General features: G+C 40.7%; 26 protein-coding genes and 1 other RNA gene. 19 read left to right on the top strand and 8 right to left on the bottom strand.

Translation table 11 applies throughout. From position 1 onward, the window contains the following. Positions 1–40: 40 nt before the first annotated feature. Positions 41–520, top strand: a complete 480-nt coding sequence (bamE, locus tag PR833_RS00135; protein ID WP_004921543.1) for an outer membrane protein assembly factor BamE — start codon at positions 41–43, stop codon at positions 518–520. A 637-nt stretch (positions 521–1,157) separates the two neighbouring features. On the opposite strand, the gene PR833_RS00130 is transcribed toward bamE, so the two are convergent. Next, positions 1,158–1,451: an RnfH family protein gene (locus tag PR833_RS00130; protein ID WP_060561153.1), complete on the bottom strand. Its 294-nt coding sequence runs from the start codon at positions 1,449–1,451 to the stop codon at positions 1,158–1,160. Continuing rightward, the gene (locus PR833_RS00125; RefSeq protein WP_014656346.1) at positions 1,444–1,878 is read right to left on the bottom strand and encodes a type II toxin-antitoxin system RatA family toxin; all 435 of its coding nucleotides are present in this window, start codon (positions 1,876–1,878) and stop codon (positions 1,444–1,446) included. The genes PR833_RS00130 and PR833_RS00125 overlap by 8 nt, the downstream gene beginning before the upstream one ends. A gap of 154 nt (positions 1,879–2,032) precedes the next feature. On the opposite strand from PR833_RS00125, the gene smpB reads away from it, so the two are divergent. From smpB to PR833_RS00105, 4 genes are all read left to right on the top strand, one after another. Beyond that, positions 2,033–2,515 carry an SsrA-binding protein SmpB gene (gene smpB / locus PR833_RS00120; protein ID WP_004921558.1) on the top strand — a complete coding sequence of 161 codons (483 nt, stop codon included), beginning with the start codon at positions 2,033–2,035 and terminating at the stop codon, positions 2,513–2,515. Positions 2,516–2,563: 48 nt separating this feature from the next. Further along, positions 2,564–2,927: a transfer-messenger RNA gene (ssrA, locus tag PR833_RS00115) on the top strand. A gap of 181 nt (positions 2,928–3,108) precedes the next feature. Beyond that, entirely contained in the window at positions 3,109–4,350 is a 1,242-nt protein-coding gene (locus PR833_RS00110) for an integrase (RefSeq protein WP_272525792.1), read from the top strand. A 285-nt stretch (positions 4,351–4,635) separates the two neighbouring features. Further along, a complete protein-coding gene (locus PR833_RS00105) occupies positions 4,636–5,703 on the top strand; it encodes a topoisomerase (protein WP_140186956.1) in 1,068 nt (355 codons plus the stop codon). A gap of 298 nt (positions 5,704–6,001) precedes the next feature. Here PR833_RS00105 and PR833_RS00100 read toward each other — a convergent pair whose 3' ends face one another. The 4 genes from PR833_RS00100 to PR833_RS00085 all read right to left on the bottom strand — a co-directional run bounded on the left by PR833_RS00100 (position 6,002) and on the right by PR833_RS00085 (position 13,646). Then, the gene (locus PR833_RS00100) at positions 6,002–7,855 is read right to left on the bottom strand and encodes a DUF4209 domain-containing protein (protein WP_272525791.1); all 1,854 of its coding nucleotides are present in this window, start codon (positions 7,853–7,855) and stop codon (positions 6,002–6,004) included. Between the two features lie 565 nt (positions 7,856–8,420). Continuing rightward, positions 8,421–10,370, bottom strand: a complete 1,950-nt coding sequence (locus tag PR833_RS00095; RefSeq protein WP_272525790.1) for a UvrD-helicase domain-containing protein — start codon at positions 10,368–10,370, stop codon at positions 8,421–8,423. Further along, positions 10,363–12,675, bottom strand: coding sequence for an AAA family ATPase (locus PR833_RS00090; RefSeq protein ID WP_272525789.1), 2,313 nt, complete (start codon positions 12,673–12,675; stop codon positions 10,363–10,365). The genes PR833_RS00095 and PR833_RS00090 overlap by 8 nt, the downstream gene beginning before the upstream one ends. 164 nt (positions 12,676–12,839) lie before the next feature. Beyond that, complete coding sequence (locus PR833_RS00085; protein WP_272525788.1) at positions 12,840–13,646, bottom strand: hypothetical protein; 807 nt, start codon at positions 13,644–13,646, stop codon at positions 12,840–12,842. A 112-nt stretch (positions 13,647–13,758) separates the two neighbouring features. On the opposite strand from PR833_RS00085, the gene PR833_RS00080 reads away from it, so the two are divergent. From PR833_RS00080 to PR833_RS00065, 4 genes are all read left to right on the top strand, one after another. Beyond that, positions 13,759–13,965, top strand: a complete 207-nt coding sequence (locus PR833_RS00080; RefSeq protein WP_048608913.1) for a helix-turn-helix transcriptional regulator — start codon at positions 13,759–13,761, stop codon at positions 13,963–13,965. Between the two features lie 163 nt (positions 13,966–14,128). Continuing rightward, positions 14,129–14,866, top strand: coding sequence for a hypothetical protein (locus PR833_RS00075; protein WP_272525787.1), 738 nt, complete (start codon positions 14,129–14,131; stop codon positions 14,864–14,866). 39 nt (positions 14,867–14,905) lie between these two features. Then, positions 14,906–15,490, top strand: coding sequence for a recombinase family protein (locus tag PR833_RS00070; protein ID WP_071548235.1), 585 nt, complete (start codon positions 14,906–14,908; stop codon positions 15,488–15,490). A 298-nt stretch (positions 15,491–15,788) separates the two neighbouring features. Further along, positions 15,789–16,406 (top strand): inovirus Gp2 family protein, encoded by a 618-nt coding sequence (locus PR833_RS00065; protein ID WP_272525786.1) that lies wholly within the window; start codon positions 15,789–15,791, stop codon positions 16,404–16,406. Between the two features lie 49 nt (positions 16,407–16,455). On the opposite strand, the gene PR833_RS00060 is transcribed toward PR833_RS00065, so the two are convergent. Further along, on the bottom strand, positions 16,456–17,886 hold the full coding sequence (locus tag PR833_RS00060) for a DNA translocase FtsK (RefSeq protein ID WP_272525785.1): 1,431 nt from the start codon (positions 17,884–17,886) through the stop codon (positions 16,456–16,458). A gap of 45 nt (positions 17,887–17,931) precedes the next feature. Further along, complete coding sequence (locus PR833_RS00055) at positions 17,932–18,864, bottom strand: hypothetical protein (RefSeq protein ID WP_272525784.1); 933 nt, start codon at positions 18,862–18,864, stop codon at positions 17,932–17,934. Between the two features lie 215 nt (positions 18,865–19,079). Here PR833_RS00055 and PR833_RS00050 point away from each other — a divergent pair, with 215 nt between their 5' ends. The 10 genes from PR833_RS00050 to PR833_RS00005 all read left to right on the top strand — a co-directional run bounded on the left by PR833_RS00050 (position 19,080) and on the right by PR833_RS00005 (position 26,253). Beyond that, positions 19,080–19,952: a GTPase family protein gene (locus PR833_RS00050; RefSeq protein ID WP_272525783.1), complete on the top strand. Its 873-nt coding sequence runs from the start codon at positions 19,080–19,082 to the stop codon at positions 19,950–19,952. Between the two features lie 91 nt (positions 19,953–20,043). Then, complete coding sequence (locus tag PR833_RS00045) at positions 20,044–20,469, top strand: antirestriction protein (protein ID WP_272525782.1); 426 nt, start codon at positions 20,044–20,046, stop codon at positions 20,467–20,469. A gap of 14 nt (positions 20,470–20,483) precedes the next feature. Then, positions 20,484–21,320, top strand: a complete 837-nt coding sequence (locus tag PR833_RS00040; protein WP_272525781.1) for a DUF932 domain-containing protein — start codon at positions 20,484–20,486, stop codon at positions 21,318–21,320. A 212-nt stretch (positions 21,321–21,532) separates the two neighbouring features. Continuing rightward, the gene (locus PR833_RS00035; RefSeq protein ID WP_272525780.1) at positions 21,533–22,240 is read left to right on the top strand and encodes a helix-turn-helix transcriptional regulator; all 708 of its coding nucleotides are present in this window, start codon (positions 21,533–21,535) and stop codon (positions 22,238–22,240) included. Then, positions 22,237–22,413, top strand: a complete 177-nt coding sequence (locus tag PR833_RS00030) for a hypothetical protein (RefSeq protein ID WP_272525779.1) — start codon at positions 22,237–22,239, stop codon at positions 22,411–22,413. Before PR833_RS00035 ends, PR833_RS00030 begins: the two co-directional genes overlap by 4 nt. Positions 22,414–22,417: 4 nt before the next feature. Then, entirely contained in the window at positions 22,418–22,891 is a 474-nt protein-coding gene (locus PR833_RS00025; RefSeq protein ID WP_272525778.1) for a hypothetical protein, read from the top strand. 150 nt (positions 22,892–23,041) lie between these two features. Continuing rightward, complete coding sequence (locus tag PR833_RS00020; protein ID WP_272525777.1) at positions 23,042–23,530, top strand: hypothetical protein; 489 nt, start codon at positions 23,042–23,044, stop codon at positions 23,528–23,530. A 65-nt stretch (positions 23,531–23,595) separates the two neighbouring features. Then, complete coding sequence (locus tag PR833_RS00015) at positions 23,596–24,048, top strand: IrmA family protein (RefSeq protein ID WP_272525776.1); 453 nt, start codon at positions 23,596–23,598, stop codon at positions 24,046–24,048. A gap of 346 nt (positions 24,049–24,394) precedes the next feature. After that, complete coding sequence (locus PR833_RS00010) at positions 24,395–24,871, top strand: hypothetical protein (RefSeq protein ID WP_140186989.1); 477 nt, start codon at positions 24,395–24,397, stop codon at positions 24,869–24,871. Continuing rightward, positions 24,871–26,253: a hypothetical protein gene (locus tag PR833_RS00005; RefSeq protein WP_140186991.1), complete on the top strand. Its 1,383-nt coding sequence runs from the start codon at positions 24,871–24,873 to the stop codon at positions 26,251–26,253. Before PR833_RS00010 ends, PR833_RS00005 begins: the two co-directional genes overlap by 1 nt. The last annotated feature ends 135 nt before the right edge of the window (positions 26,254–26,388 follow it).

Raw genomic sequence — 26,388 nt, 5'->3', positions numbered from 1 at the left:
TTATCATTGATGTTCTGACTCCAAAAGGAATGAGATATCCATGCGTTATAAACTGTTAACTGCTGCTGCACTATCACTCGCATTAATGTCATCAGGTTGTTCAATGATGGAGCGTCTGGTCTATCACCCTGACATTAACCAAGGTAATTACCTGACAGCGAAAGATGTTGCTAAGATACAAAAAGGAATGACTCAGCAACAGGTCGCGTATACTTTGGGCACACCAATGTTAACCGACCCGTTTGGTACTCAAACTTGGTATTATGTTTTCCGCCAAGAGCTTGGTCATGATCCCGTTAAGCAACAAACTTTGACTCTTAGCTTTGACCGTAATGGTATCCTGACTGATATCAAAAATGAGAAGGATCTTTCAGAGCAGGAATCTATGGAAGCAAAAGAAATTGAAAATGCACAGCCAGTATCTGCTGAGCCTGCTTCTAGCAACACTGAAGCTAGTGAACCTGTTTCAGAGCAGCCACAAACCGCAGCTCCCGCGACTAAAAAGATGCTAAGCAAATAAGCTTGTTAACTGATATTCGTTATCCACTTATTTGTTAATTAGCCTTACAATAGCTACCTGTCATCAATATAAAACAGGTAGTTATTGCTGCTTTAGGCTATCTAAAGAATTCTCAAACCTAGCACTAAATTGCGCTGCGATGAATACAATTAGCCACTTAGCCATTCAAAGTACGCACTATCAAAACCAAAAACTCTCAATTTGTTCAATAAAAGCTATTTTTACTGCTGCACTCTATTTGACTGGCATAATGAGTATCGCGTCTTACATTAATACCGTTTAATCCATCAAGGCACTCATCAACAGGTAATAAAAACTCTCAACTTAATGCAATAGTAAGAGTCTCCCCCCTATCCTCTATTACACTAATGCCATTGTCTCTAGTGCTAAGCTCTATTTCATTGGCGTTATTTCGCCAGTGTTCTTCTCATTACCAACAGCGCTTTCATAGAATGCTGTCAATATACTGCGCTTTTGTACTGGCATAATATATGCACCCAGACATGATAATAGCAAAATTCTTTCATTTGGTTGAAAAGATACTGATTAAGCCGTAATACTACCAGCCCGATTAAACCATCCAAAAACAGGCAATAAAAAACCGAGCAAGTACTCGGTTTAATCACAAAAAAGAGAGTTATTTTTTACTATCTTTAGATTTTTCAGCCCGTTTACGGCGTAACTCTTTAGGATCAGCAATAAGAGGCCGATAAATTTCCACTCGGTCACCCTCATTCAACTTATCACTCAGTTTTGCAGGGCGACTATAAATACCCACCTTATTTTTTTTAAGGTCAATATCTGCCCGTAATGCAAGGATACCAGATGCCATTATTGCATCTTCAACTGTAGCACCTTCCAAAACCTTAACTGGTAATAGATATTGCTTCTCCGGCAAAGCATAAGTGACTTCAACATTTAGCTCAGACACTATAGATATCCTTCGCTCTCAACGTAAAAGCTTGTACCATGTTATTCGCAAGTTCTTTAAAGATTTTGCCAAATGCAAGTTCAATCAGCTTATTAGTAAACTCAAAATCAAGATGGAATTCTATCTTACAAGCATCTGGGCTTAGAGGTATAAAGCGCCATCCTCCCGTCAGTTTACTAAAAGGCCCTTCAACCAATTGCATATGGATACCCTTGTTATCCTCTAACACATTTTTGGTTACAAAGGTCTTACTGATACCTGCTTTTGAAACCTCAACAGAAGCGGTCATTTCATCATCACTATGACTAATCACCCGACTACCTACACATCCAGGCAAGAAGCTTGGATATGCAATGACATCATTAACAAGTTTATACATTTGTTCCGCGCTAAATGGGACTAACGCAGAGCGACTAATCTGTGGCATATCAATTCCTATCCCCAAAAACTGCCCATATAATACCACTATTGATTGGTTAAACAAAAAACAAAACGGATTAAGCACAATAATTGCACAATCGGCACATTTTTAAACACGGAAAGATTTATTTCACTTCAGCTTACAGTATAATGAACAAACTATGACAAAGAAAAAAGCTTATAAACCTGGTTCGGCAACTATTGCCCTAAACAAACGTGCTCGCCACGAGTATTCTATCGAAGATGAATTCGAGGCTGGCTTGTCCCTACAAGGTTGGGAAGTAAAATCGCTCCGTGCTGGTAAAGCGAACATTGGTGATAGCTATGTCCTGCTTAGGGATGGTGAAGCCTATTTATTTGGTGCGAATATCACACCTTTAAATGTTGCATCCTCTCACGTAGTTTGTGACCCAACACGCAGCAGAAAGTTGTTACTGAACCAACGAGAATTAGACACCCTTTATGGTCGCGTAAACCGTGAAGGTTATACTGTCGTTGCTCTTTCTTTATATTGGAAAAATGCTTGGTGCAAAGTCAAAATTGGCGTTGCAAAAGGTAAAAAAGCACACGACAAACGTTCTGATATTAAAGAACGCGAATGGAAACTAGATAAAGCACGTATAATGAAACATTCTAATCGCTAAGTTCTAGCTTTTTAGAGTATTTTTCTGTTATACTGCACTTAACAACTTGGGGCTGATTCTGGATTCGACGGGATTTGCGAAACCCAAGGTGCATGCCGAGGGGCGGTTGGCCTCGATAAAAGCCGCAAAAAAATAGTCGCAAACGACGAAAACTACGCACTAGCAGCTTAATAACCTGCATAGAGCCCTCTCTCCCTAGCCTCCGCTCTTAGGACGGGGATCAAGAGAGGTCAAACCCAAAAGAGATCGCGTGGATGCCTTGCCTGGGGTTGAAGCGTTAAATTTAATCAGGATAGTTTGTTGGTGGCGTGTCTGTCCGCAGCTGGCAAATGAATTTAAAGACTAGACTAAGCATGTAGTACCGAGGATGTAGAAATTTCGGACGCGGGTTCAACTCCCGCCAGCTCCACCAAATTATCTTCTAAGGACGTCCAAAGAAGACTGAAAAGCCCGCTAACTCAATGAGTTGCGGGCTTTTTTATGTCCTACGCTGTCCTATTTTATCCCACCCAAGCTAATTCCTTTAGGCCCATTGATAGGCCCAATGAAAAGAACTAACATCTTTGTTGGGCCTAAACGCATGGAGATTTTTCATGGCAAGAAAAACTAAGCCATTAACCGATACCGAAATCAAAGCAGCTAAACCGCAGGACAAGGACTATCAGTTGTATGATGGTGATGGACTCACACTGCTAATCAAATCTAGCGGAAGCAAGTTATGGCAATTCCGTTACTACCGCCCTTATACAAAACAAAGGACCAAACAAAGTTTTGGGGCCTACCCTGCTGTCACACTTTCAGATGCTAGAAAACTCAGAGCAGAGTCTCGCTCATTACTGGCAAAAGATATTGACCCTCAAGAATATCAGAAAGATCAAATAAGAAACTCTCAAGAGGCTAAAACCAATACCTTCCAACTTGTCGCTGAACGTTGGTGGGAAGTGAAGAAGTCCACTGTAACAGAAGACTACGGTAATGATATCTGGCGCTCACTTGAACGAGACGTGTTCCCTGCCATTGGTGACATCAGCGTTACTGATATCAAAGCGCATATATTGGTCCAAGCAATACAACCAGTTCAAGCTAGAGGTGCATTAGAAACTGTTCGTCGTCTTTGTCAGCGTATTAACGAAGTCATGATCTATGCTCAAAATACTGGCTTAATTGATGCCGTTCCAAGTATCAACATTGGTAAAGCTTTTGAAAAACCGAAGAAAAAGAATATGCCAAGTATTCCCCCTGATCAGCTACCAAAGCTCATGCAGACAATGCGTACAGCTAGTATTAGCCTATCCACTCGATGCTTGTTTATGTGGCAGCTGCTTACCATATCCCGCCCTGCCGAAGCCGCTGAAGCCCGTTGGGATGAGATCAACGTTGAAAACAAGGAATGGAAAATACCTGCTGCTAGAATGAAGATGAACCGAGAACATACAGTTCCGTTATCTGACGCAGCCTTAGCTATTTTAGAACTAATGAAACCATTCAGTGGTAATCGTGAGTTTATCTTTCCTAGCCGTATCAAGCCGACTCAACCGATGAATAGCCAAACCGTCAATGCTGCATTAAAACGCGCGGGATTCGGTGGTGTACTGGTCTCACACGGCCTTCGCTCAATTGCTAGCACCGCTCTCAATGAACAAAGCTTCCCACCTGACGTTATTGAAGCCGCCCTCGCCCACGTTGATAAAAATGAAGTTAGACGTGCCTATAATCGTAGTGATTACCTAGAGCAAAGACGCCCTATGATGCAATGGTGGGCTGATTTTATTGAAGAAGCTGACAGGGGAAGTATTATAGAAGGCGGGATAAGGGGGATATCATTAGTTGGGTAACTTACTGTATACCAGCTCAGATTTGAGCTGGTACTATAAGGGCACAGAACGATGCATCGACCAAATGTCAGCTTTGTGCCAGGATCGGACGTTATCCGAATTAGATTAATAATAGTTTTTATTGTGAATTCATAACTATCTGGGTTTTTTCTCTCTGGTTAACTGATAAAACTATATAAACTCGATAATTAAAATGAGTGTAAAAGTGATAAATGATCTTCCCAACCCGAAAGAAGGGAAAGTTCAGCCCATCAATTTATATCATTAAAAAAGGAATGTAGCATCATGGCTAGAAGAGACCCAAACAAGTCGGCGCGTAATAGAATAATTCAAAAAATCAAGGACGAGCTAAGGGATTTACTTCCATCTGTTTTGAATGATACAGGTGTAGAAAATGAGGCTTCACTAAATGCCAAAATAGGCAGTAAAACAGATGATTTTTTTGATTTAAAAACAGAAGTAATTCACTCCGATAATGAGTTTACTATCAAGTGGCTAAGTGGATTAAAACAAGCAATTGAAGGTGGCGCTGGACCTGCTTATGAATGGATTGATGAACAATCCAAAAGTAGTGTTAATTTTAAAAATTACTTATTACTATTTCTTAAAAGGAGTTTCTTAAAGCATTTTGATGAACTATCAAAGAACCGCCCCGATGAAGATGATTCAGAAATATGGATTGGTCAGCAAAATGCAAATTATGGCCTATTGGTTACACCACGATTCAAAAATGGGAAGTGGGAAAATGATCGGAGTGAGATTAGAGCTTTTAATCAGGGTTACTGGACGATAGGTCATGTATTAACCACCGGTTTAGTTATCCCCGGTCAAAACGAAAAGGTCAATTTTGATAGTGTTGAAAGTTACCTAACATTTTTCCGAAATGTATTAGTTCGCAATTCTGGGTCTAAATACGAGTATGAAATTTCCGGCTATTATAATAACTTTGTTAGAGACTCAGATGATCCTTTATCTGTTCCGTTGATGATCCCAGAGTTCAGGTATCGTGGACTGGAGAAGCAACATAAATATCGCTTAGACTTTATGATTACTAACCCTTATACATTAAATCGTGTAGGTTTTGAATTATCACCATGGTCTTCACATGGTTATCTTCATAAAATAAAAGGTCTAACACAAAAAGAAATTAATGAAATGGCTGCTGATAACTTTTCAAAGGAAATGTCGAAGCATAGAGAGTATTTTAATAAGCATGGGGTTTATACACTAATTTATCCAGATGACGAATTAGCAGATTGTAAAAAATTATTTAATAACAACATAGCCCCGCATTTAAAGCCTGAAAGACAGGGCACTCAGCTATCATTTATGATAATGGAAGAGTTTTTTTGACCATATATAGCAGGTGCAGACATAAGGAAATCACAATTAATGTTGTAGTTCAGGCTTCAGGCCTGTAATAAATAGTTGAAGCTTAACGTCCATTCCTCGCTAAAATCAGACCATTGAGCGCTGTTTGAGAACAGCTTAGTGCCAAAAGCGGACACTACAAACATCGCTGTGTGTGATTGAATGGGGTGACCTGTGTATACACAGGTCACCCCATATATTCAGGTTAATAGGTAATTTTACTTATATACGCTCCGCTTTTTCATAGGGATTACTAGATCACTGCTTGCTCGTCGCTACTTTATTGAGGCTCAGAAATAGGATTTGCTGAGTTCCACCATGTATTGAATGTTAGTCTTAAAGCTAGCCACCACGCATAAATAGCGAAAGGGGAATTGCATCCATCCTCATCCAATAGTCCATGAGCCAATTCGTTCCGCAAATTTGGACCAAAGGCGTTACAGAACAACGATTCGAACTCAAAGACGAGATCTTTACCAAATACTTGCTCGGCTTCTGGCAAACCCACCAACGTGCTCATGCCATTCTCGTTCTCAATTCCATCCTTGTCGAGGTTAGTGGTTTTGGTTCCTGCTTGCTTAAGATGCACTCGCACCAAGTGCTCAATCTGAGGGATCAGTAAATGAAGCGCGGTAACGAAATCACGTTCGTAACCTGCAAATAGTGCCTTGCCGAAAAGGCCAACTCGCTCTTTTGGCACAATGGGTGAATAGCGAGCTAACTCGATAAAATCGCTCTCGCGCAACCGATGCTCAAGCAAAAGTACTTCAAGGGCTGGCCAGATGTTGGCTTGAACCACAATACTCACTAAGATTCCATAGTCATGAATCATCTCGGCGCGAATTGCAATTTTGTCGTCCTCTGTCAATTCTCCACCGAGTCCCATCGCAGGGCGCTTAGCAATGACTCTGCCATCGCGACTCATCAAGGTTGCGGTAAACAGTGATTGCAAGGGATGCTGACGCATTCTTTCCAATGTACTGTTGCGCAGTTTTTCTGCATTCACGCCACGATGTAAGTTCGCAAATGCGAGCAACGCATTTTGTGCAGATTTTCCGGTGACGGATTCCCTCGCCTTTTCGATGTTCTGAGTGAGATCTACTTCAGAAGTTTGAATGAGCTCCATCTCTCCTATAGCTCTCTCACCCGAATTGTTTAGGTGGACTCGCAACTCGGCAATTCGCTCATCGACCTGATGTGCAGAGCGTTCGGCCCGAGGAATCGTTCTGTATATCTGAATGGCATTTTCGTAAAAGCTCGCTGCCACCATGTGGCTAGGGCTTTCCGATGCTACTCGCGCAACGGCTTCTTTGACCCACCCTTCAGCAACCAATACTGTCATTCCTGCAGCTTTGACCTCGTCAGGAATAGACTTATACCACTCGGCAGCAGCAGAAAAATACTCCCGCGCCTTATGCAAATCCCCTTCATCATCAAACTCGCGGGCCAACGTTTCTAGCTTCGTCGACACACCCGTTCGATGTGACCACCCCAAGCGGTTCGATTTTAGAAGGTCGGCCAACCAAACCCCAAGAAAACCGTCGTCTCGAATTGACGCATGAAACGCAGCAAAGATTTTCGTCTCAATTTGCTGGAGTCTATCTCCAGCGCCACCTTTAAGCATTCGAGCCAAGCTTATGGCACGAGGCCAACAGTCCCGACCTCCATGTATCCATGTATCAGTGTCTAGTGGAAGGCAGCAGTAAGCGTCGATAGCCTTCAAAGCGAATTCGATGTTACGAGGCTTACTCTTCAACCAGACCAAATCACTGAGTCGCGCCTTCAGCCAATCGTTGTCTACCTCATCAACGATCTCCGCAAAGAACAGAATATCTGAATCAGAAAAGTCCTCAGGGACGACTGACCTGCGGTCATGGAATACAGCAAAAGGCTTAAAGGGTTCATTAGGACTCGACGGTGAAAGCATCATCGAACAAGCATCTGCAAGCAACCATAATACCTTGCCGTGTTCAATTCGTCCTTGCTCAATGGCATCACGCGCAGCAACCGACAGCGCTTGCCACATCGCCGAATATCCTTCGCGGGCAGCTTGCGCAATTGAATCCTTCCAGTCTGACGTATTGAAGTCCTGAACCGAAATAGCCAAGTCCAACGGGTAACGTTCGTTCTTCATTATTTATCACCTTTGACCGATACAACATTCATCCGTAGTTCGTCGAAAATGTGTTTTAAATTTCCACAAATAATCTTGCCACTTCTGAGCCATCAGTTCCAAGAGTAAAGTCCACTTCTCGCTCAAACCTGAACCACCTAGGACACCTTAGGAAAAAGGTACAAGGAGTTTTTTTGCGATGAGAGAGACACAATTTGGATCTGGAATGCGCCTCTCAGGCACACCCGAAGAGTGCTTACTGATGTATGAAAAATCTGAACTCTCAAAAGGAGTGTGGAACTAAAACAGGCATGAATAATAAACTTCCGCTCCTCGCTCAGGCCTGACTATCCAATTTTAGCGGTCTGATTCTAAAAGGGGTGGATAGTAGCAAACGTCTAAATAACAGCCTGAACTTTCGATAGACATCGAGCAGTGACCACATTCCTTCTAACCGAATTACCTCTTCAGTTCTTGCCACATTACCCTTCAATATTCAAATCGTGTAAAGCAGATAATAACCTCAACTAAATCCATTGTTAGGTATAGAATATCTGCCAATTAAATATTAAACATGTGTGAAACATTATGGGATTATCAGTATTTCATCCTCAGCAAACCAACCGCTCTCCTTAATTCGAACCATTGCAGCGGTAGGATCGGATGACCAAAGCACTAAAGCGAGTGATTCTTGCGCCCTGCTACAAGTTACGTACAGTAAGCGTAAAGTCCGGTCAATAGTTGTTTCCTTACCCATCTCAACATTCTGTTTGTCCGTTTTACTTAGCTCCGTACCACCAAAAAACTTGTCGTAAGAAATAAGGAATCCACCTGCAAGTGAATCATCCATTACAACCATGACATGCTTGAACTCAGAACCTTTAACTACCTGATGTGTTGCAAGCTCTGAAATCCCTGCAAGGTAATTCCGATAGCACTTTAATTGTTTCCATGGGGCCGCAAACAGTGCACACCATCCACGCCGCATTCTTGTTTGTTTTGACTCATCCTCACCTCGTCTTGGAGCTGGAGGTGCTGGTGACTTATCGTCATAAGCCTCCTGGAGACGAGGATCTACTTCAAATAATTTTGCTTTTAAAACTGGTGCTAATACCTCAGCGACCGTTGACTCTGTGTTAGCACAAGCCAATGCAAATATCTCTATCGCCTCAAGCATTTCATCCATACGTTCTATTCTTGCGTCCGAGTCCTCTGGCATATTGTCCAAACCGCCATAACGTCGAAAAACTTCGGTAGCCTGGAACTCATTCACAATTCCTTCATTACTCACGCAGGCTTCTAAATGCCCAAGTTCATTAAGCAATGTTTGTACAGATGAAGGCCCCTTATTATCACCGCTGCCAGATGGAGCTGCTGAGTGAGGATCTAACAGAACCATTGCCTCATAAACATCAAGAAACGAGCCACGAGTGGCGACAAGCTTATGCTCAAGCGCAAGCAACTGATATTGGCCTTGATTCCAATCTGCTAAACCACTAATTTTAAACATTCGCTCAGCGCACAAGCGTTCACTAAGCACCTTATCTTCTGGACTTCGTGATGTATCCCCCAAAAAGAGCCGAACCGTTCCACCAGCTTTTTCCATTCGTGGATGTTGTGCTGAACCTTTTGTTGGTTGGGTTCTACCTTCCAGCTCAGTTTCCCAGATTTTATTAATCAGTGTGACTATCCGCCGCTGACTACGATGATTCATTTTTAATTCAGGTGTTGCCCAATTTTCAGGAACGATGCTCGGAAGATCTGCATGGCCATCTGTATAAATTCGTTGTCGATGATCTCCCAGCAAACCAAGAGTCAAATCTCGCTCCTGCTTTTCGGCAAGTAACATCAATGAGTCAAGTACACCTTTCATCGTGTCCTGCGACTCATCAATAAGTATGATTGGATGTCGATCTTTGAGAATGTTTTGAAGTGTTGGTTTATTCTGAAGCAACCACGCAGTTGCGTCCAGTACATAATTGTGTGGTAGAGCTCCAGGACCATACGTATTATGGTCGGGATGGTATATGAATACTTCTGTCGCTCGCAGAATTTCTATTTCATCTATAATTTCGTCGAGCGCGCGTTGTTTAGCTGCAGTTATACCTCTCGGTTTTGCTTCAGCCTCCGCTGTGTCTCTAGCAAGACGTGCTTCTTTTAATGCAATAAGAGCCTCACGGATATCATCGTTAAACCCGTTAATTAACTCCCAGCAAAATGAATGGATTGTAGACACACTGACTAAGTCATTATCCCCAAGACGTCTGTTGATGACAGCGACAGCATTCTTTGTGTACGTTACCACCCTAATCGAACGCCCGTACATCTGCAGGGACCGTGCCAATTGCCCACCCTTATCATGCTCAGTTACACCAGTTAGGCGACGTAATACTTCCACCAAAGTTCGTGTTTTACCAGAACCTGCCCCCGCAAAAAGGAAGTAGTTACGAGGTGGAGTATCTGTAAGGTAGCCGCAAATCTCTTCTACTACCCCTACATCGCGATCATTGCTATCAAGGATTGGTGAGTTAGTCATGCGCTACCTCCTTGCTTGGCTCAAGCTGTGTCTGGAGCCATTCCAATGCATCCTCAATATATTTGGGACAGACGATCGGCTCATCCAACGCAATCATTTCAAAGATGCTTGCGGCAAAGTCTCCTTTATTAAAAGCCCCATGCATTAGATTATGCAAAGCTGCGAGCAGATCTGGAATATTATCATTATCGGCAACCTTTCTAGCGACAGAGCCCAACGCCCCCTTCGGTGGTTTGATTTTCTTCCCATCACTATCGACTTTTTCATCAATCAGTTGCTTAAACCAAGGGATATTTCTAAGAATTAGAGAATCTTCAAAAGTACTTGGCCACTGACTATCAGCTTCGGTTACAGGCAATTGCCATGCGAAACGCACAGAACAATCAGCTACTTCGCTCCAGACAAGATGCTCATCTTTCGGGTTCTTGAAATCCTCAAGTTGCTGCAGCTTAGGATGCCATCCGCGAAGAGTCGGGTTCCCACATTGCAGCCCAGATTGTCCTGTATTAGCTACAGCAACCAAGATTGTAGTCGGCTCCCCATTTTTTTTAGGCTTACCTGGTTTTTCTTCAACTGGATCGATATCAGTAATAATTACAGTTGGAATACGGAGTCTTTCAACGAGAGACCTTAGCCGATGAGCATGGCTACCACCAATATCAAGGAAGGACAGATAGCGGTTGTTGAGTATTGGAAAATCTCTTTCAATGAAAAGAGGTAACAGCATACGCTCAGCAACCCCCTCGACAAAGATTGCAGCATTGGCAAATAAAAGGTCTGTATGCTGAACACGAAAATAACGCTCAGCAAATTGACGGGTCGTTTTATCATCACCAAAAACTTGACCAAGATTGACCACCTCAGTAGTAGGCATGATTTGTTTTTCACCCTTAGCAATACGGCGAACATATCGTAGCCGGTCAAAATTCTCAGCATGAGCTAAATGACTAGAATGAGTACTGATAATCAATTGGCTTTTAAGACCTAACTCATCGCTACCATTAGGGCTGATTAACTTATGTGCCTTACCCGGGAAAATGCGTTGTACCTGTACGTGCAAATGAGCCTCTGGTTCCTCAATCATAACCAGATGAACAGGTGCTGGAGCGCCCTTTTCAGGATTTAGACGAGCAGCTTTGAAAGAAACTAATTGGTAACTAAGGGATTGTAAATTCTGATAACCTAGCCCAATGGAATATTCTGGGAGAAGCTCTTCTAACGAATCCTTTTGCATACTGTATTGAACGGCTGTCCCATGGTCGAGTAATTCAGCTGCCTGTATACGCGTTCGGAAACGAATCTCTTGGGGATCATGCAAACCTGGGTACCCAAGCTCTTTAACCTCTTCTACCGATGGTCCAATAGCCTCATGAATCTTTTTATCCAGTTCCTGTTGTGCCTCAGCAATAGCTTTTATGAGATCAGCTCGATGCCCATGACCCGTTGCTGCCACATTTAGATGCTGTCGAGCAAATTTGAGAAGCTGATTAGAGAATAAACCTATGCGATGGGTGCCAGAAGCAGATCGGGAATCAGCTTCTTCACGACCAAGCCCACGCTGCGCAGCCACAAAGTCTACTTTTATGAGTTTCTGCAGATGTTTACGATCAATTGGGTTAGAGTCAGCATCTAGTATCTGGCTAACATAGGTCTTTATTCCGTCCAAAGGATTGTTATCGGCATCCAACTTATAGGCCCGAACTTGACCGAGTAGAGAAGGTTCTCGTAGCCAAAAATCAAGAAGATCAATTGGCCATACAAGTGAATCCTTTCCCATATTCTTCACTGGTATTCTCGCCAAGTGATACTTCCAAGCCAACTGCTTCAGATCTTCAATGTTAGTAGCAGGTTCCAGACGTAATCGGACACCTACTGCGCCACCTTTCCAGCTAAATTTTGATAGAAACGGAGAGACATAATGGAACATACCGGCCTTAGCATCGAACCATAGGTCCAGCGTTGGCATCGCCGAAAGTAAGGTTCCAAGTTGCTCTCCCCATTCATCTTCAGATGCGCCAGACGTAGACGGATCTTCCTCTAATACATCCCAAGCTCTTCCAAGTTCCCGCAATTTTGACCATTGAGAAATACTGATGTCAAAAGCACTAAATGATGCCCCATCTGCAAGAAAATGACGTAGAGCTGTTAGAATTGACGTTTTACCGCTGTTATTAGCACCTACTAGAATAGTAGTCTTAGGGTCAACATCCAGTTGAATTTTACCAAGCCGGCGGAACTGACAAAGCTCAATAAATCGAAGTGATATACACCCAGATAATGGTGTGGTGGTAGTTGCTTCTGACATTATAGTTCCTTTTTCAATCTACTATAGGGATGCCTAACCTTTAGTAATTCAGTACCACCTAACAAGCTCAGGCCTCTCTAATTTGAGACTATTAGCTTAGAATAATCATAACTAAACCAATAGTATATCAACATAGCTATCAAAACTGGTTTATTTAATCATACTCACTTAGATCTTTTCTTGGCATTTTTCTTTTTATACTTTCTGGTTATAGCTACTTCCTCCATGGCAGCTCTGACATCATCGTAATCTCTAGACCAATTGACAATTTTGTTAGTTAAATCATCATATTTGATCTCTATTTGTGGATATTTATTTTTTACTACTTCAATATACTCCCATAAATATTCTGCAATGCCCTTCGCTGCAACAGTTTTATTTTTCCATTTTAAAGGCCTAGGCTGCCATTCACCTAACAACTCACATGCTTTTTGTCTTATTTTAGCGTAGCCATCGCGCCTAGTTCGGATTCCCTTTTTAGCAGCCTCAGATCGCTGTCTATTCAATCGATTTAAATCTTCACTAAAATAACTATAGACGCCTAATCCAAAGATCTCACTTACCACTTCTAGACTTTGCATTAAACACTCAACAACGATAATTTTATGATCGAATGGGGAGTTTCTCTCATAAAAGTTCATCGCTAATTGAAAATTAACACTTGACCAAAATACACTGTTTAAAAGATAAACATTAACGCCTTTATCTTTATCATTAAATTTAAGATGCAGGCTCCTAACTCGTCTACGATAACTACCTACTGGGTCTTTATTATTTGATATTTTGGCGTATAGCTCTGTTGCATACTTTTTAACTTCATCATCTTCCCCATTTAACATGCCTAAAACTTTTAGCGTTGAATCAGCTTTTAAACCTCTCCACCCTCCTTTATTTATTTCATCATAAAATTGTGCCTGTTTAGTTTCAGTTGCCTTACAAACGACACGTATTAAATCAATTAAATCATCCACTTAAAACACCCTCAATATTATTTTTGCTTCCCCCATATTTTCTATCTCTAAGCTGCAATAGAATAGTTATTACAGAGTTAGACATAACTTAATAAATAGAGGAAATTACACTATGAATCAATCTAATATCATGATTCTTCGACTACCCACTGTAATCGAACGTATTGGTATCGGTCGTTCCACCATCTATGACTGGATCAACCCAACATCACCAAGGTATGACCCAACGTTTCCTAAACAAAAAAAATTAGGGAAACAATCTGTTGGTTGGATCGAATCCGAAATCAACGATTGGTTACTTCAACGAGAGTCAACTTAGCTAGTCATTATTTTATCATTAACGATATTAATGTTTTATTGAGAATGTTTATTATTGTGAAGAAGTTAAAGAAGTAAAACCAAAACTGGCCTAAATTATCGAATATTGACTATTCAATAACGTTAAAATTTATTTATAAAAAACTTAAGAGAGGATAACTATCATGTCTCAACGGATAACTATTACTGTAAAAAATGAAGACAGTTTAAAACAGATAGATGAGTACTGCTGTAAGCATAAAACTTCACGTTCATCTTTAATATCCAGTATATTAAAGAGTGCTTGCCCATTACTTTCAGAGATAAACCAATACACTCAATTAACTAACGAACTTGAAAGTAAATTATTTTCCCCTGATAAATCTGCAATGAATTATCAAGGGAAAGCATCGACATTTTCTTTAGCTGAACATCTTTTAGATATATGGCAAACGCACATAATAGAAAAAGGTATCATTATTGATCAACATGCTTATCCTCATGCATTTAAAAGTCCTAAAGTTGGCCTCAAAGAAAAAATAAGCATTCAAGAAGAACTAGAACACTATATTAGCGAACCCAATATTAAGAAAGCTATCTTTATTTATACTGATAGGCATGTTCACTATAAGCTACATAAAGCAGGTGGATTATCAAATACGATTTTAATTAAAAACACTGAGTATAAAAATTATGTTTTTGACTTTAATGGGATCATTAACATACCGATGAATGATATTGTTTTCTTTGGCACTGAAGAAGCGATAAAGAAAAGTAAGGTACAGTTAAAACATACCTATGAGGCTTTTATACCCATTTATCACACAAATCATCAGTGCATTCTAATTGGAGTTATTGATAGGAACAATGCCAACAGAAGAATAGACACAAGCTCAAACACCATAATCATAAACCCACTATAACAGGTCATTAATACGTTTTTTGATACCTAAGGGAATAAAATGAGCCATTATGCATATATCCGAGTAAGACATGATGACAGTGACGCCTTAGCAAATCTTGAGCAATACACACAGGAAATTGTCACGTTTTGCCCTGAGGTTAAGGATAATATCATCATTGAACGTCAATCATTGCTTGATGTGAAACTTCCTCCACCACAACTTATGGAGCATATTGACCATATTTTAACACCAGAAGACACTTTAATAACAAGGAGTCTCTATGATATAGGAAATAATACTCAGCAGGCTGCACAGATTTTATCTCGATGCCACGAACTTGGTATGGCTGTTATCATCCTTAATCAGTCTATCACGAATATATTTGAACAGAAATTTTTCTTGCTAGACGTACTGAATCTATTAAATGATTTAGAAGAAAGCTATGAAGCACTAAAACTAAGCAGGCGACATTACATTTCGTTATCCCAAAATAAGTCATTAGGTCGACCAGCAGGAAGTAAGTATAAGTATTATATTTACGAGCTGAAGTGCAAAGGATATAAACAGCAGGAGATAGCAAATAAACTTAATATTAGTCTTTCAACTATAAAGCGACACTGGAATAAAGATATTTTCGAATAGGGCTAACTCCAGAGTCATTAATTAATAGGAAATGCAGTTGCAGCGCGACTCTAAATATAGTTTTCGTGTTGGATAGGTATTATATATACCATCTATTATAACTAGCAAATAATAAAAATACAGCAGGGATACATTACATAAAAAACCACCAAGAAGACGATATCTAATTTAATAAAAAACCATTTTAAACCTTATTAGCTATAATTATACAAAAAGGGATAACGCAGCTCCTTTGCCCTATCCCTATATTACTTTAATCATATTAAAGGGTAAGTTAATATTACTCTAGGGAATACTCATGTCTAAAAATGAATATAATAAATTTTATCTAGAATGCATTGCTGATACATTGAATTATGCTTTAAAGGAATACTCTCGTATCACTGTAATACGAGTTGACCTTCACTTTCCGCCTATTATCGATAATGGAGATATGCCGACATGTTTCCCTTATTTAGAAGGAAGTCCTATATCCCGATTTACTGATTCCTTAAAGGCTAAACTTAAGCACGATCAACACCGTAAAAAGCTTCAAGGTAAACGTACTTTTGAAAACAACATGCGTTATATGTGGGTAAAAGAAATTGCAACCGCGACACTCCCTCACTACCATGTATTTTTAGTCTTCAATAAAGACGCATACTACCACTTAGGGGACTACAATTTGTCCGAGCCTAGTTTACGGACCATGATCACCACAGCTTGGTACAATGCATTACAGCTCGAATTTGATCCTTCTTTTGTTACAGGCACATTAATACACTACCCAGAAAACTGCCGATATTGCTTAAATAAACTTTCATCATCATTTTCTGACGATTACCAATTAGTCATGAAACGATTAAGTTATTTAGCAAAAGAATACTCCAAACAGTACAGTCCTGTCCGTCGTAGTTTAGGGCGTAGTCAGTATTGATATTTGTGGTGGCCTTAGGGCCACCTATACAACATATAGATATTAGTGACTACTCATACGGTGGAGCTAATACCTCGCGATTACCATTATGGTCTTGTTCACTGACTATGCCTTGCAATTCTAACTGCTCTACAATCATTGCGGCTCTGTTATAACCGATTCGGAACTGCCGCTGAATTCCTGAAATAGAAACCCGCTGTTTTTCTACAACAAACTCAACTGCTTGAACAAATAATGGGTCAAGCTCTTCATCTGACATACTTGTATTCTGGGCATCATCATAAAGATTAAGATAACTCGCGTTTCCCCATCGTTTGCAATAATCGACGGTATTCCTGATATCTAAATCACTCACATAAGTACCTTGGATCCTAGTCAGTTCAGATAAACTCGGTGATGCAAATAGCATATCCCCCAAACCAAATAGTGATTCGGCACCATATTGATCAAGGATTAAATTAGAATCAGCCCTAGACGACACAGAAAGAGCAATACGCGTAGGAATATTAATTCGAAGCTGTGAACCGATACCGGTGGATAAAGGGCTACGAGTCGTTAGTATTAGATGAATACCAACCGCATGACCTTGCTGGCTCAATAGAACTAACATTTCCCCTATTTGTTTATACTCGCCAATGAATTGAACGTAATCATCAACACAAACAACAATTTCAGGCTCACTACCTAAATAAGGATGCTCACTATAATTTTCATTAGGGTGCCAGAAGGGATCCGGTATAGGTCTACCTAACTCTTTCGCATTTGATATTACCTTATTGTAGCCACTCAAATTACGTTGATTTAATGCTCCAAATAATTTTTGTCTACGCTTTAACTCATTAACCAAAAACGTTAATGGTTTTATTGATTCAACGGGATCAGAAGCGGAAGGAAATAATAAGTGGGGTATATCATTGTATAAACTGAGTTCAAGCTGGCTTGTATCAAACATCACAAAGCGAACTTTATCCGGCGAGTTTCTATACAAAATGCTCATTATCAGTGAATGCATTAACATTGACTTGCCTCCGCGCGTCACGCCCGCAATCAGTAAATGCGGCATTTGAGCCAAATCCCAACCAACTGGATCCCCTATAATATCTTCTCCTAACATGATAGAAAGCGAAGACAACCCATTGTTTCCGCACCATTGATTAAAGCATTCAACAAAAGGCACCGCTCTACGGTAGGTATTGGTCACGCGCAATCCGATATAAGGTGTACCCACAATAAAATCAATAACTTTTATATCAATGACACTAAGGAAACGACACAATTCTGGCACTAACGCTGTCACTTGAGATGCTTTTATCCCTCTGCCCAGTTCGATTCTAAAGAGTGTAAATGTTGCACCTTCATCATAACCGACAACCTCACCTTTTATTTGGTATTGCAAAAAGCAAGATTCAATCGCTTGGGCCATTGAGTCTAGTTCTTGAGGTGACCAGCAAAGTTCAGAGGTATAAATAAATGGTTGCATCACTACTCTCTCCTAAACATGAAACAACCAGAAATACTAAAGGCGTTATTCACTTAGCTTTGTCAGTTGTTTTTCATTCGATACCCAAAATTTTAGATTTTTATAAATAAGATGACGCCAAGGTTCTCCTATTGGGCACTTAGGTTTACCAATAATAATAAGCTCATCTCCCTCTTGTAAGTTATTAAAATAATCATCTGTATGAGCATTTAATGACGGTACATAATGTATTACTTGTTTTTCAGCCGAATGGACAATGTACTTGTCCCCTTTGACTGTATAAAAATTTGAGCTATCAGTATCTATATGTTTGCTTGTTTCCTTCACGGTAAAAGCAATAGCGACGGGATGCTCAATTCCATCCCCTTTTTTATGCAAAATAGGATATCGACTTTCATCATAAAAAAAATTATTCCATTTGATTTTTTTGCCATTAAATTCGATAACGACAAGTTCAGATAACAGCTTTTTATCTGAACTCTCTTCTATTCTTTCCCAAATTTTTGCTATGCCTGCTGCAGAGTTAAAATAATTAGAAAGCCTTCTCTCAGATGCCTTATACTCTCGATTTTTACGCACTCTAACTTCACTATCACATTCATCTTCATACGCTTTTTTTGCTCGTTTGAAATCTGATTCAGCCTCTAACAATACATTCATCCGAAATGTGAATGTACCTTGCTCTGAAAGAAAAATATCTTTGGTATCTTCAATATTTGTAGACTTTGCAACCAATACTTCTACCGCCGTTCTAACATTATTTTTGCATGAAGCAGAATGTTCTTGATTAGGGCCTAAGCGTAAATATGGCGATATCGTTCTACCTAAACGCACAAAAGAATCCACCCAAGTCACATTCGCATCGCAATACTCACAAATAAGCCCATCTTTACTATCTTTTGTAATCGCAGAAATAGAAACCAATTGATCATCGTTTTTAGATTGTCTAGCAAAAAACATTTTTAAACCCTTTGCCATTATCCCCCCCCCTCCTGAATAATAAAGATTAATGCTGACCTCATTAACTAATAGTAACCATACCACTGATTCTTATAGTCCACCAAAAATACATAAGAAAATATAATATTTTTTCGTCAACTTATTGTTTACAATAATTACATATAAGTTAAAAAATCTCAGATATATATTATCTCTTTGAATAATCATAATTTTCTTTTATTTCAAGGAGTCATATGCCTCAGCAGTCTTACTTTAAACCCCTCTTATCAGCACTACCTCATTCATTCCAAACCTCTTTTTTTAACCAACTCAATCACCTAATTAGCTACTCTCCCACCATCGGCCTGATGGGTAAAACAGGGGCTGGAAAATCCAGCTTAATTAACGCACTATTCCAATCGCCCCTATCGCCTGTAAGTGATGTATCCGGCTGTACCCGCCAAGCCCAGAGTTTCACCATGGCGATGGGCTGCCATGTGATGACATTTATTGATTTACCCGGCGTAGGGGAAAGCCTTGAGCGAGATAGAGAATACCACCAGCTCTATCATAACTTATTGCCAGAACTGGATTTAATCATTTGGGTACTTAAAGCCGATGACAGAGCATGGTCTTCCGATGAACAGTGTTATCGCTTTCTCACTGAGCAATGTGGCTATCAACCTAAGCGATTTCTATTTGTGTTGAACCAAGCCGACAAAATAGAGCCTTGTCGTCAGTGGGATGAACTGTACCACCAGCCATCTCCCGAGCAAGTGGCTAACTTAGAATTGAAGCAGCAAGCCATGATAACAGCATTTAAGCCGCATCATCCTGTGATGACCGTTTCTGCGGCAGAAAGCTTTCAACTCACTGAATTAGCAGAGCAATTAATACAGGCGTTACCAGCGCAAGCCAGTAGCGGTGTCGCTAGGCAACTGAACAGCACTTACCGGACGCAATCTGTGGAAAATTCTGCATGTAACGATTTTGGACAATGCGTCAGTGATATCGTCGATACGCTGATAGACATCCTTCCCCTGCCTGTCTTGATAAAAAGCACTATTGGTACAGTCAAAAACAGCATCGTCTCCGTCGCTAAATCGCTGTGGAGCCTGTTCTTTTAGCTTCTTAAATTAACGCAACATTGATGACATCAAGCGCCAATCCTTAACGGGATTGGCGCTTTTTTATTTCTTTTTATTGGAGCATTAACTTATGAATCATTCAACCGAATCCGCTATTGCAATGACACTCGTCCCTGATGATCAACGCCTTGATTTTTGGTTCAACCATTTTGGTGCAGTAAAAGGTTGGGCCACCTTTGAAGTGGTCATCTTCACCACGATGGGTCAATTCTGCGACGAATATCATGGCGGTTACTGGGAGTACGGCTCGCTCAATAATGGCGGTGCCTTTATCTTCCCCGATATCAACGCAGACACTTTAACCCTATTCAACATGCACAACGGCAATGAAGCCACGGTGAGCCAAGAAGCGGCAGGGATTGTGGTGTGTCTGATCCTGTACAGCATCTGGTCATTCCAAACAGAAAGCGAAGTGATGTGTGACCGCTTTTATCAGCTGCGTGACTACGCTTCACAACATCCAGAATCCTCTGCCATTTTCCACTTAATTGATTAATCCGGAGTTTTATCATGAGTTTATTAGCTTCGCGTTTTGGCTCTGCTAACAGTATTCGCCGTGACCGTCCACTTACCATCGAAGAGTTATTCCGTACTGTACCGAGTGTGTTTTCTGAAGAAAAACACGATTCACGCAGTGAACGATATACTTATATTCCAACTATTACCTTACTCGATAGCCTGCAAAAAGAAGGCTTTTATCCGTTCTTTGCCTGTCAAACTCGTGTTCGTGATATCAGCCGTCGAGAGCACACCAAGCATATGTTGAGGCTGCGTCGTCATGACCAAATTACAGGCGTACAAGTGCCTGAAATCATCTTACTTAATAGCCATGATGGCTCAAGCAGCTACCAGATGTTACCGGGACTCTTTAGAGCCGTCTGTTCTAACGGTTTGGTGTGCGGTGATGTGTTAGGGGAAGTGCGAGTACCCCATAAAGGGGATGTGGTGGGGAAAGTGATTGAGGGGGCGTATGAGGTACTCGATACGTTTGAGCAAGTGGCTGAAAAACGCGAAAGTATGCAGTCGTTATTGTTACCCCCACCAGCCCAGCAAGCCTTTGCGGAAGCAGCGTTGACTTATCGCTTTGGTGAAGAACATCAACCCGTTACACGAGAGCAAGTTTTACAGCCTCGACGCGTTGAAGATAAGAAAGAAGACCTTTGGACGGTGTACCAACGTTTACAAGAGAACTTGATTAAAGGGGGATTATCAGGTCGTACCGCAAAAGGTAAACGTGCCCGAACTCGTTCGGTGAATGGGATTGATGGTGATATCAAACTCAATAAAGCGCTGTGGGTGATGGCGGATACCTTATTTAACCAACTCACTCCTCACCATCCCAACTAATTTTCCCGCCCTGACAGGTTGTGTCGTTACGCCTTACTTTCTTATCGTTCAAATAAAAAGCATAACGTTATTTATCAATGAATTACTTATAGTGTTTTTTCATTAAAATGCCTAATGAGAATTTTTCCCAACAGACATAAACTGTCAATCCCCTAAGTTAAACTCCCTCACTCCTGTAATTTCTAACTGTCTGTTATTGAGAGCAATACGTTATGTTTCAGACCAACCGAAAATATGACCGCATGGCTGTGCGACTCTCTGCGCTGATTGCCCGCTTAATGGCAGGCGAAAGCCTTGTGCTCTCGCATTTAGCCCAAGAGTTCAATGTTTCTGAACGCACGTTACAACGGGATTTACGTGAACGCTTGGCTTATCTGGGTGTAGAAGGTCGGCAAGGTTGTTATCGCTTGCCCATCAATACGCTAAAAGCTTACCGAGACAAAGATGTTCTTACCTTTGTGAAACAGATTGGGATGACTCGGTTGTTCCCGGGGCTAGACAGCCGCTTACTCGGGTTACTGTTAACTCAGCAACCCCATGCGCCTTGTTTGATTTGGCACCACGCCCATAAGATTTCGGCTTTACATGCCGACCATTTCTATCAATTGGTGTATGCCATTACCAGTAAGCAATCTATTAGCTTACTTACGCCTGAACGTCGTTTTAATCCACTACAACCCTATCAACTCATTTACCGTGAAGGTCAATGGTATTTACTGGCTGAATATCACCAGCAAGTCCATGTCTTGTTGTTGGAGGATATCCAGCAAGTTCAACCACTCAATATCCCTTTCACACCAAAAAACGAAGTAATGCAACTGTCACAACAAAACAGTTTTATCGCTGCCTTACCGCATTTTCGATTGATATCACAAGTAATTACCTCTCTTCCATCACACAAAGAAAGGAGCCGACCATGACGCTATTAACCCCACCAGCATCGCATCCCACACATTGCCCTCACTGTTCTTCTGAGCAAGATATCATTGCATGGGGCTCGGGCTGGATATGCCGCGATTGCGGTTACGAATGGGCCGTGCCTATTCAAAATCACCCTCACATCGTGAATTCATCATCACATAAGGAAGCTTAAAAATATGAACACCGTTTCACACTTACAACTGGGTTTTGAACGGATCGCTATCGTTATCAGTATGTTGTTATGCCTTTGGATCACTGGCGCATTGTTAACATATTTCCAGCTTATCGCCCTTATCATGAACCCGTATGGGATCACATTGATGTACTTCGTTTTATACCTCTTGGCTTTGGTTACCCCACAACTCTTGGCGCAATTAGGCCTATGGGTTTTGAGTGCTTTTAAGGGGGTTGACTATAAAATCCATTTCAACCCCAAATTAGTTGCCATTATCTCGTCCATCATTATCGGATTAGCCCTCTCTAGCCTACTGATTATCATGTCATCCGGTTGGCTATACGGTTTTACTGAAGGTATCGCCACCACGATATTACTGGTTGATTTGCTTATCGCCACTGGCACTGCCTTTTATCTTCATCGGCGAATTCGTCACTGGATTTCAGTGCGACTAAACCGTCAGTCATCACATTAACCATGATCAGCAATTTTTGTTGTGGATACCTTATTCACCATTCGCCAGATAACCATCGAATACGCCATATCAGGGAAAACCAAGCACCCATTAGACGGTGTTCATCAAGCGTCAATCTGACGTTTCTATTTATATTGATAGGAATTTATAATGAAAAAATATGTAGTTGTAACTGTATTGGCCTCACTGTGGTTGATGACATCACCCGCCTCTGCCACCAGCCAGCCCCCTAAAAATACCATTTGGGAATATAAAGGGGATGGCGGTAAAACCTTATGGCAAGTGTGTGGAAGCCAAAATAGTACCTGTAGGATTGTGGGCTCAACCAAGCATTATGTTGCTGTACTGAATCATAAATCTGCGTCAGGTTGTGCATTTGGTGATTTTTATATCGTGGCAAGAACTGACGGAAATTGGCAACAACGCGATACGGGCACTTGTAGCCCTAACGCCTACGTCCAAAAAGGAACCATTAATAATGGTCAGTACTCCTCAGTCGATATTGGTGTTGGCGGGACGATTGTAGCTCGTTACCCCATTGGGTATTGGAGTATGCAAAAAGAGTTCTCAGGCAAGAATCGACCGCGCTGGAAAGAAAAAGACCGTACTAAAGGTGGATTGCAAACCAATCAACAATAAATCTATATTCTCGCTACCATTACTTACGATAGCGAGGACAATACAAGATAACAAAAGGTAACGTAATGAATAAGATAAAAAGCCTATTTGCGATAGGACTATTGGCAGTCAGTGCATTTAGTTTGGCTGAAGAACAACAGCGTTATGCGAGCATCACACATACCAGCTCAAATTTTATTAACCAAGGCTACTGTGGTTACTCATTTACCCTCGATAATGGCGGTAGTCATATGGTTCTAGACCACGCGGAGTTTGGTGCGCTTGAACTCACGCTGCGAATGAAAGATGGAAAAGGAAAAGTATTAGGGGATACGGTACTGGAAGTGGAACCTTTTGGCGATTCTAGTGCAACGCGTGCCACCTTTGCAGGATTGGAAATTCCGTGTGAGGATGTTGCTGAATTTGAAGTGGTTAAAGCGGTGGAAGATCAGAATGGTCGTAAGGTTGAGTTACCGCTATCGATCTTTGAGGCTAGTAACCCAGAGTTGGCTAAGATGAGTGTGGCAAGGAAAAAATAATAATTTTTTAGCTATCTATCAAAATAACGAGTGGCAGATTGAATGATCTGCTATTTTTGTTTTTTTGGTTAGCCTGCTTTGCAAGTAGAAACATTTAAAGTTTTCATCAATTTTAAGATACATTTTTATTCCTGAGAAGGTACCGCACTAAGAATCGATAAGAAGTGATTGAGCAAAAAGTAAACCCAACCACATCACTAGACTTTAAAATACGATAAACGAGATTCTAATTATGAAAGTTTAACGATTTACTACCTAAGGAATCGGAAAATCGATAACAACCCAGTTTAATTTAGGTTAAGATTATTAAATAATTAAATAAAAACTAGTTAAATTTGGAGAAAATATGGAACATATGTCCCAGGAGCAAGTCGAGAAAATCAGAATACAAGCAACAGAAGATGTCTCATCTGCCCTCAACTCTCTGGAAAAGGATTACCCAGGAATTACTGAAGGGTTAGCTACTGTCTTGGGATCTAGCACAGGAGCTCTAGGCTCATTAGGAGCACTTTATTTTGGAGGTAAAGTCGTCGGTTTATCTGCTGCTGGAATAACTTCTGGCTTATCCGCAGCAGGGGCGCTTGTGGGTGGAGGTATGGTTGCAGGAATAGGAGTTCTTGCTGCACCTGTGGCAATCCTCGGTGTTGGTGCATATGCAATTGCTAAGAAGAAGAAAAATGCAAAACTAGCTGCAGCTTTGGGTACTGCAATACAAAAGCTTTATGATGTACAAGAAAGACTTATAAAAAATGCTGAATACTTCAAAGAAGAAATAGCAAGCATTAAGGCGACAATAGATCTTCTTACAAAGAAAAAGCCATAATGAAAAAAGCCTCATATCAGAAAGAGCTGAAAGCAATAAAGCTTTTACAGGAAAGGTCATCAGAAATATCTATGACCCATGAGTTAATAAATACTGATTTAGAGTCAATAAAGGCAGCATTGTCAGGACTAATAGATAACCAAGAGGTTCTGAACTCCCCTGATTTTATTAAGAATAAGAAGAAGCACCTAGAGTCTATGTCAGGTATTGGTCAGTTGAAGGATTCTAGCTTAGAACAAATCCATAGTACGGCTGAAAGCAATTATAAAGATAGGATTTCATTAAGTGATGTATTAACCGAGCAGGATTCATTTGAAATTAATAATAAAATTAATTTGCGAGTAGAAGCATTTAATAACCAATATGGGCTGGATAGGTGGGACTATGCAATTGCAGGCTCGTGCGGCCTTTTTGCTGCGATGTTAGATATTTTATGCGTTAAAGCTCCACCTAAACCGACTGTAAAATGGGAGCAAGAAGTTGATGGTGTATTCAATAAATGGGTTCAACAAGCGTTCAACAAGATTATTCCTCCTGATTTAAGTAATGCACTCAGTAAGGCCAACCCAATTGGTGCACCAGACTCATCAACTATTGCTGACCTTGTTGGTGCACCACCAATATCCATAAATCCACTCAATCATAGGCTGAAATCTTTAGCCCATGACCCAATTTTGGGATTCATATTTGGTGTCATCGATATGCTAAATGGAACTTGCACCGTTGTGACTAATGGCACCATAAAAAGTATTCCTAGTACAAAGCCACCAACAGAAGGAAGTGTTTTTCAGCTTCTGGGAAGAATGCTAGGACATTTGCTTTCAGATGTTAATGCACCTTCTGCGAAAGGCAATCGAGGAATGGGATTACCCGCACCTTTCATGGGTATCCTACGCATGTTTGAAGGGATACCTGTGGGCAATTCAAACTTTGGAAAGCAAATAGAGTCTATGTATGTAAATGGATATGACTTTAGGCAATTCGTTGTTACCAGCATTCCAATGACAATAATGGAAGTAATGCTGCGAGCTTTTTATGTTATAAAACAAATGAAATTGTACGATAGGCCTTTTGGTGAATCAATCATGGATACAATGCCATTAAAAATAAACCCTCGCTTCAGAATAGTGCTCGCTTTAGCTTATGGGACTAGTAGCTCAATTAATGCAGGAAAAATGTATATTACAAAGAATATTTTGAATGCTAATTATGCTTCATGGCTAGGATTGGCTTGGAATGGTTTTCATGCACTTAAATGGGTTGCTTTTGACCGTCACCTCAAATTATGGGATGGCATTTCCCAAAGAGAAATTGACGATATGCAACAGATAATTATTGATCTGGATACTTTATCTGAGAGAGCCTCACGACTTCCGATATAAAAACAAGATATCCAACAAAGCTATTAAATTCAAGCTGAAGTGGTCAACTATCATTAATCGCTCCTGCATAGTACCACTTATGTTAGCGTTAATATTAGGGCTCTAAACCGCTCGCATACTGAACTCAAAGGGCAG

It is taken from the genome of Providencia sp. PROV189 (assembly GCF_028480065.1).
Lineage (GTDB): Bacteria > Pseudomonadota > Gammaproteobacteria > Enterobacterales > Enterobacteriaceae > Providencia > Providencia stuartii.
The sequence above is the reverse complement of the archived record's forward strand: the minus strand, read 5'-3'. Positions and strand labels throughout refer to the sequence as shown.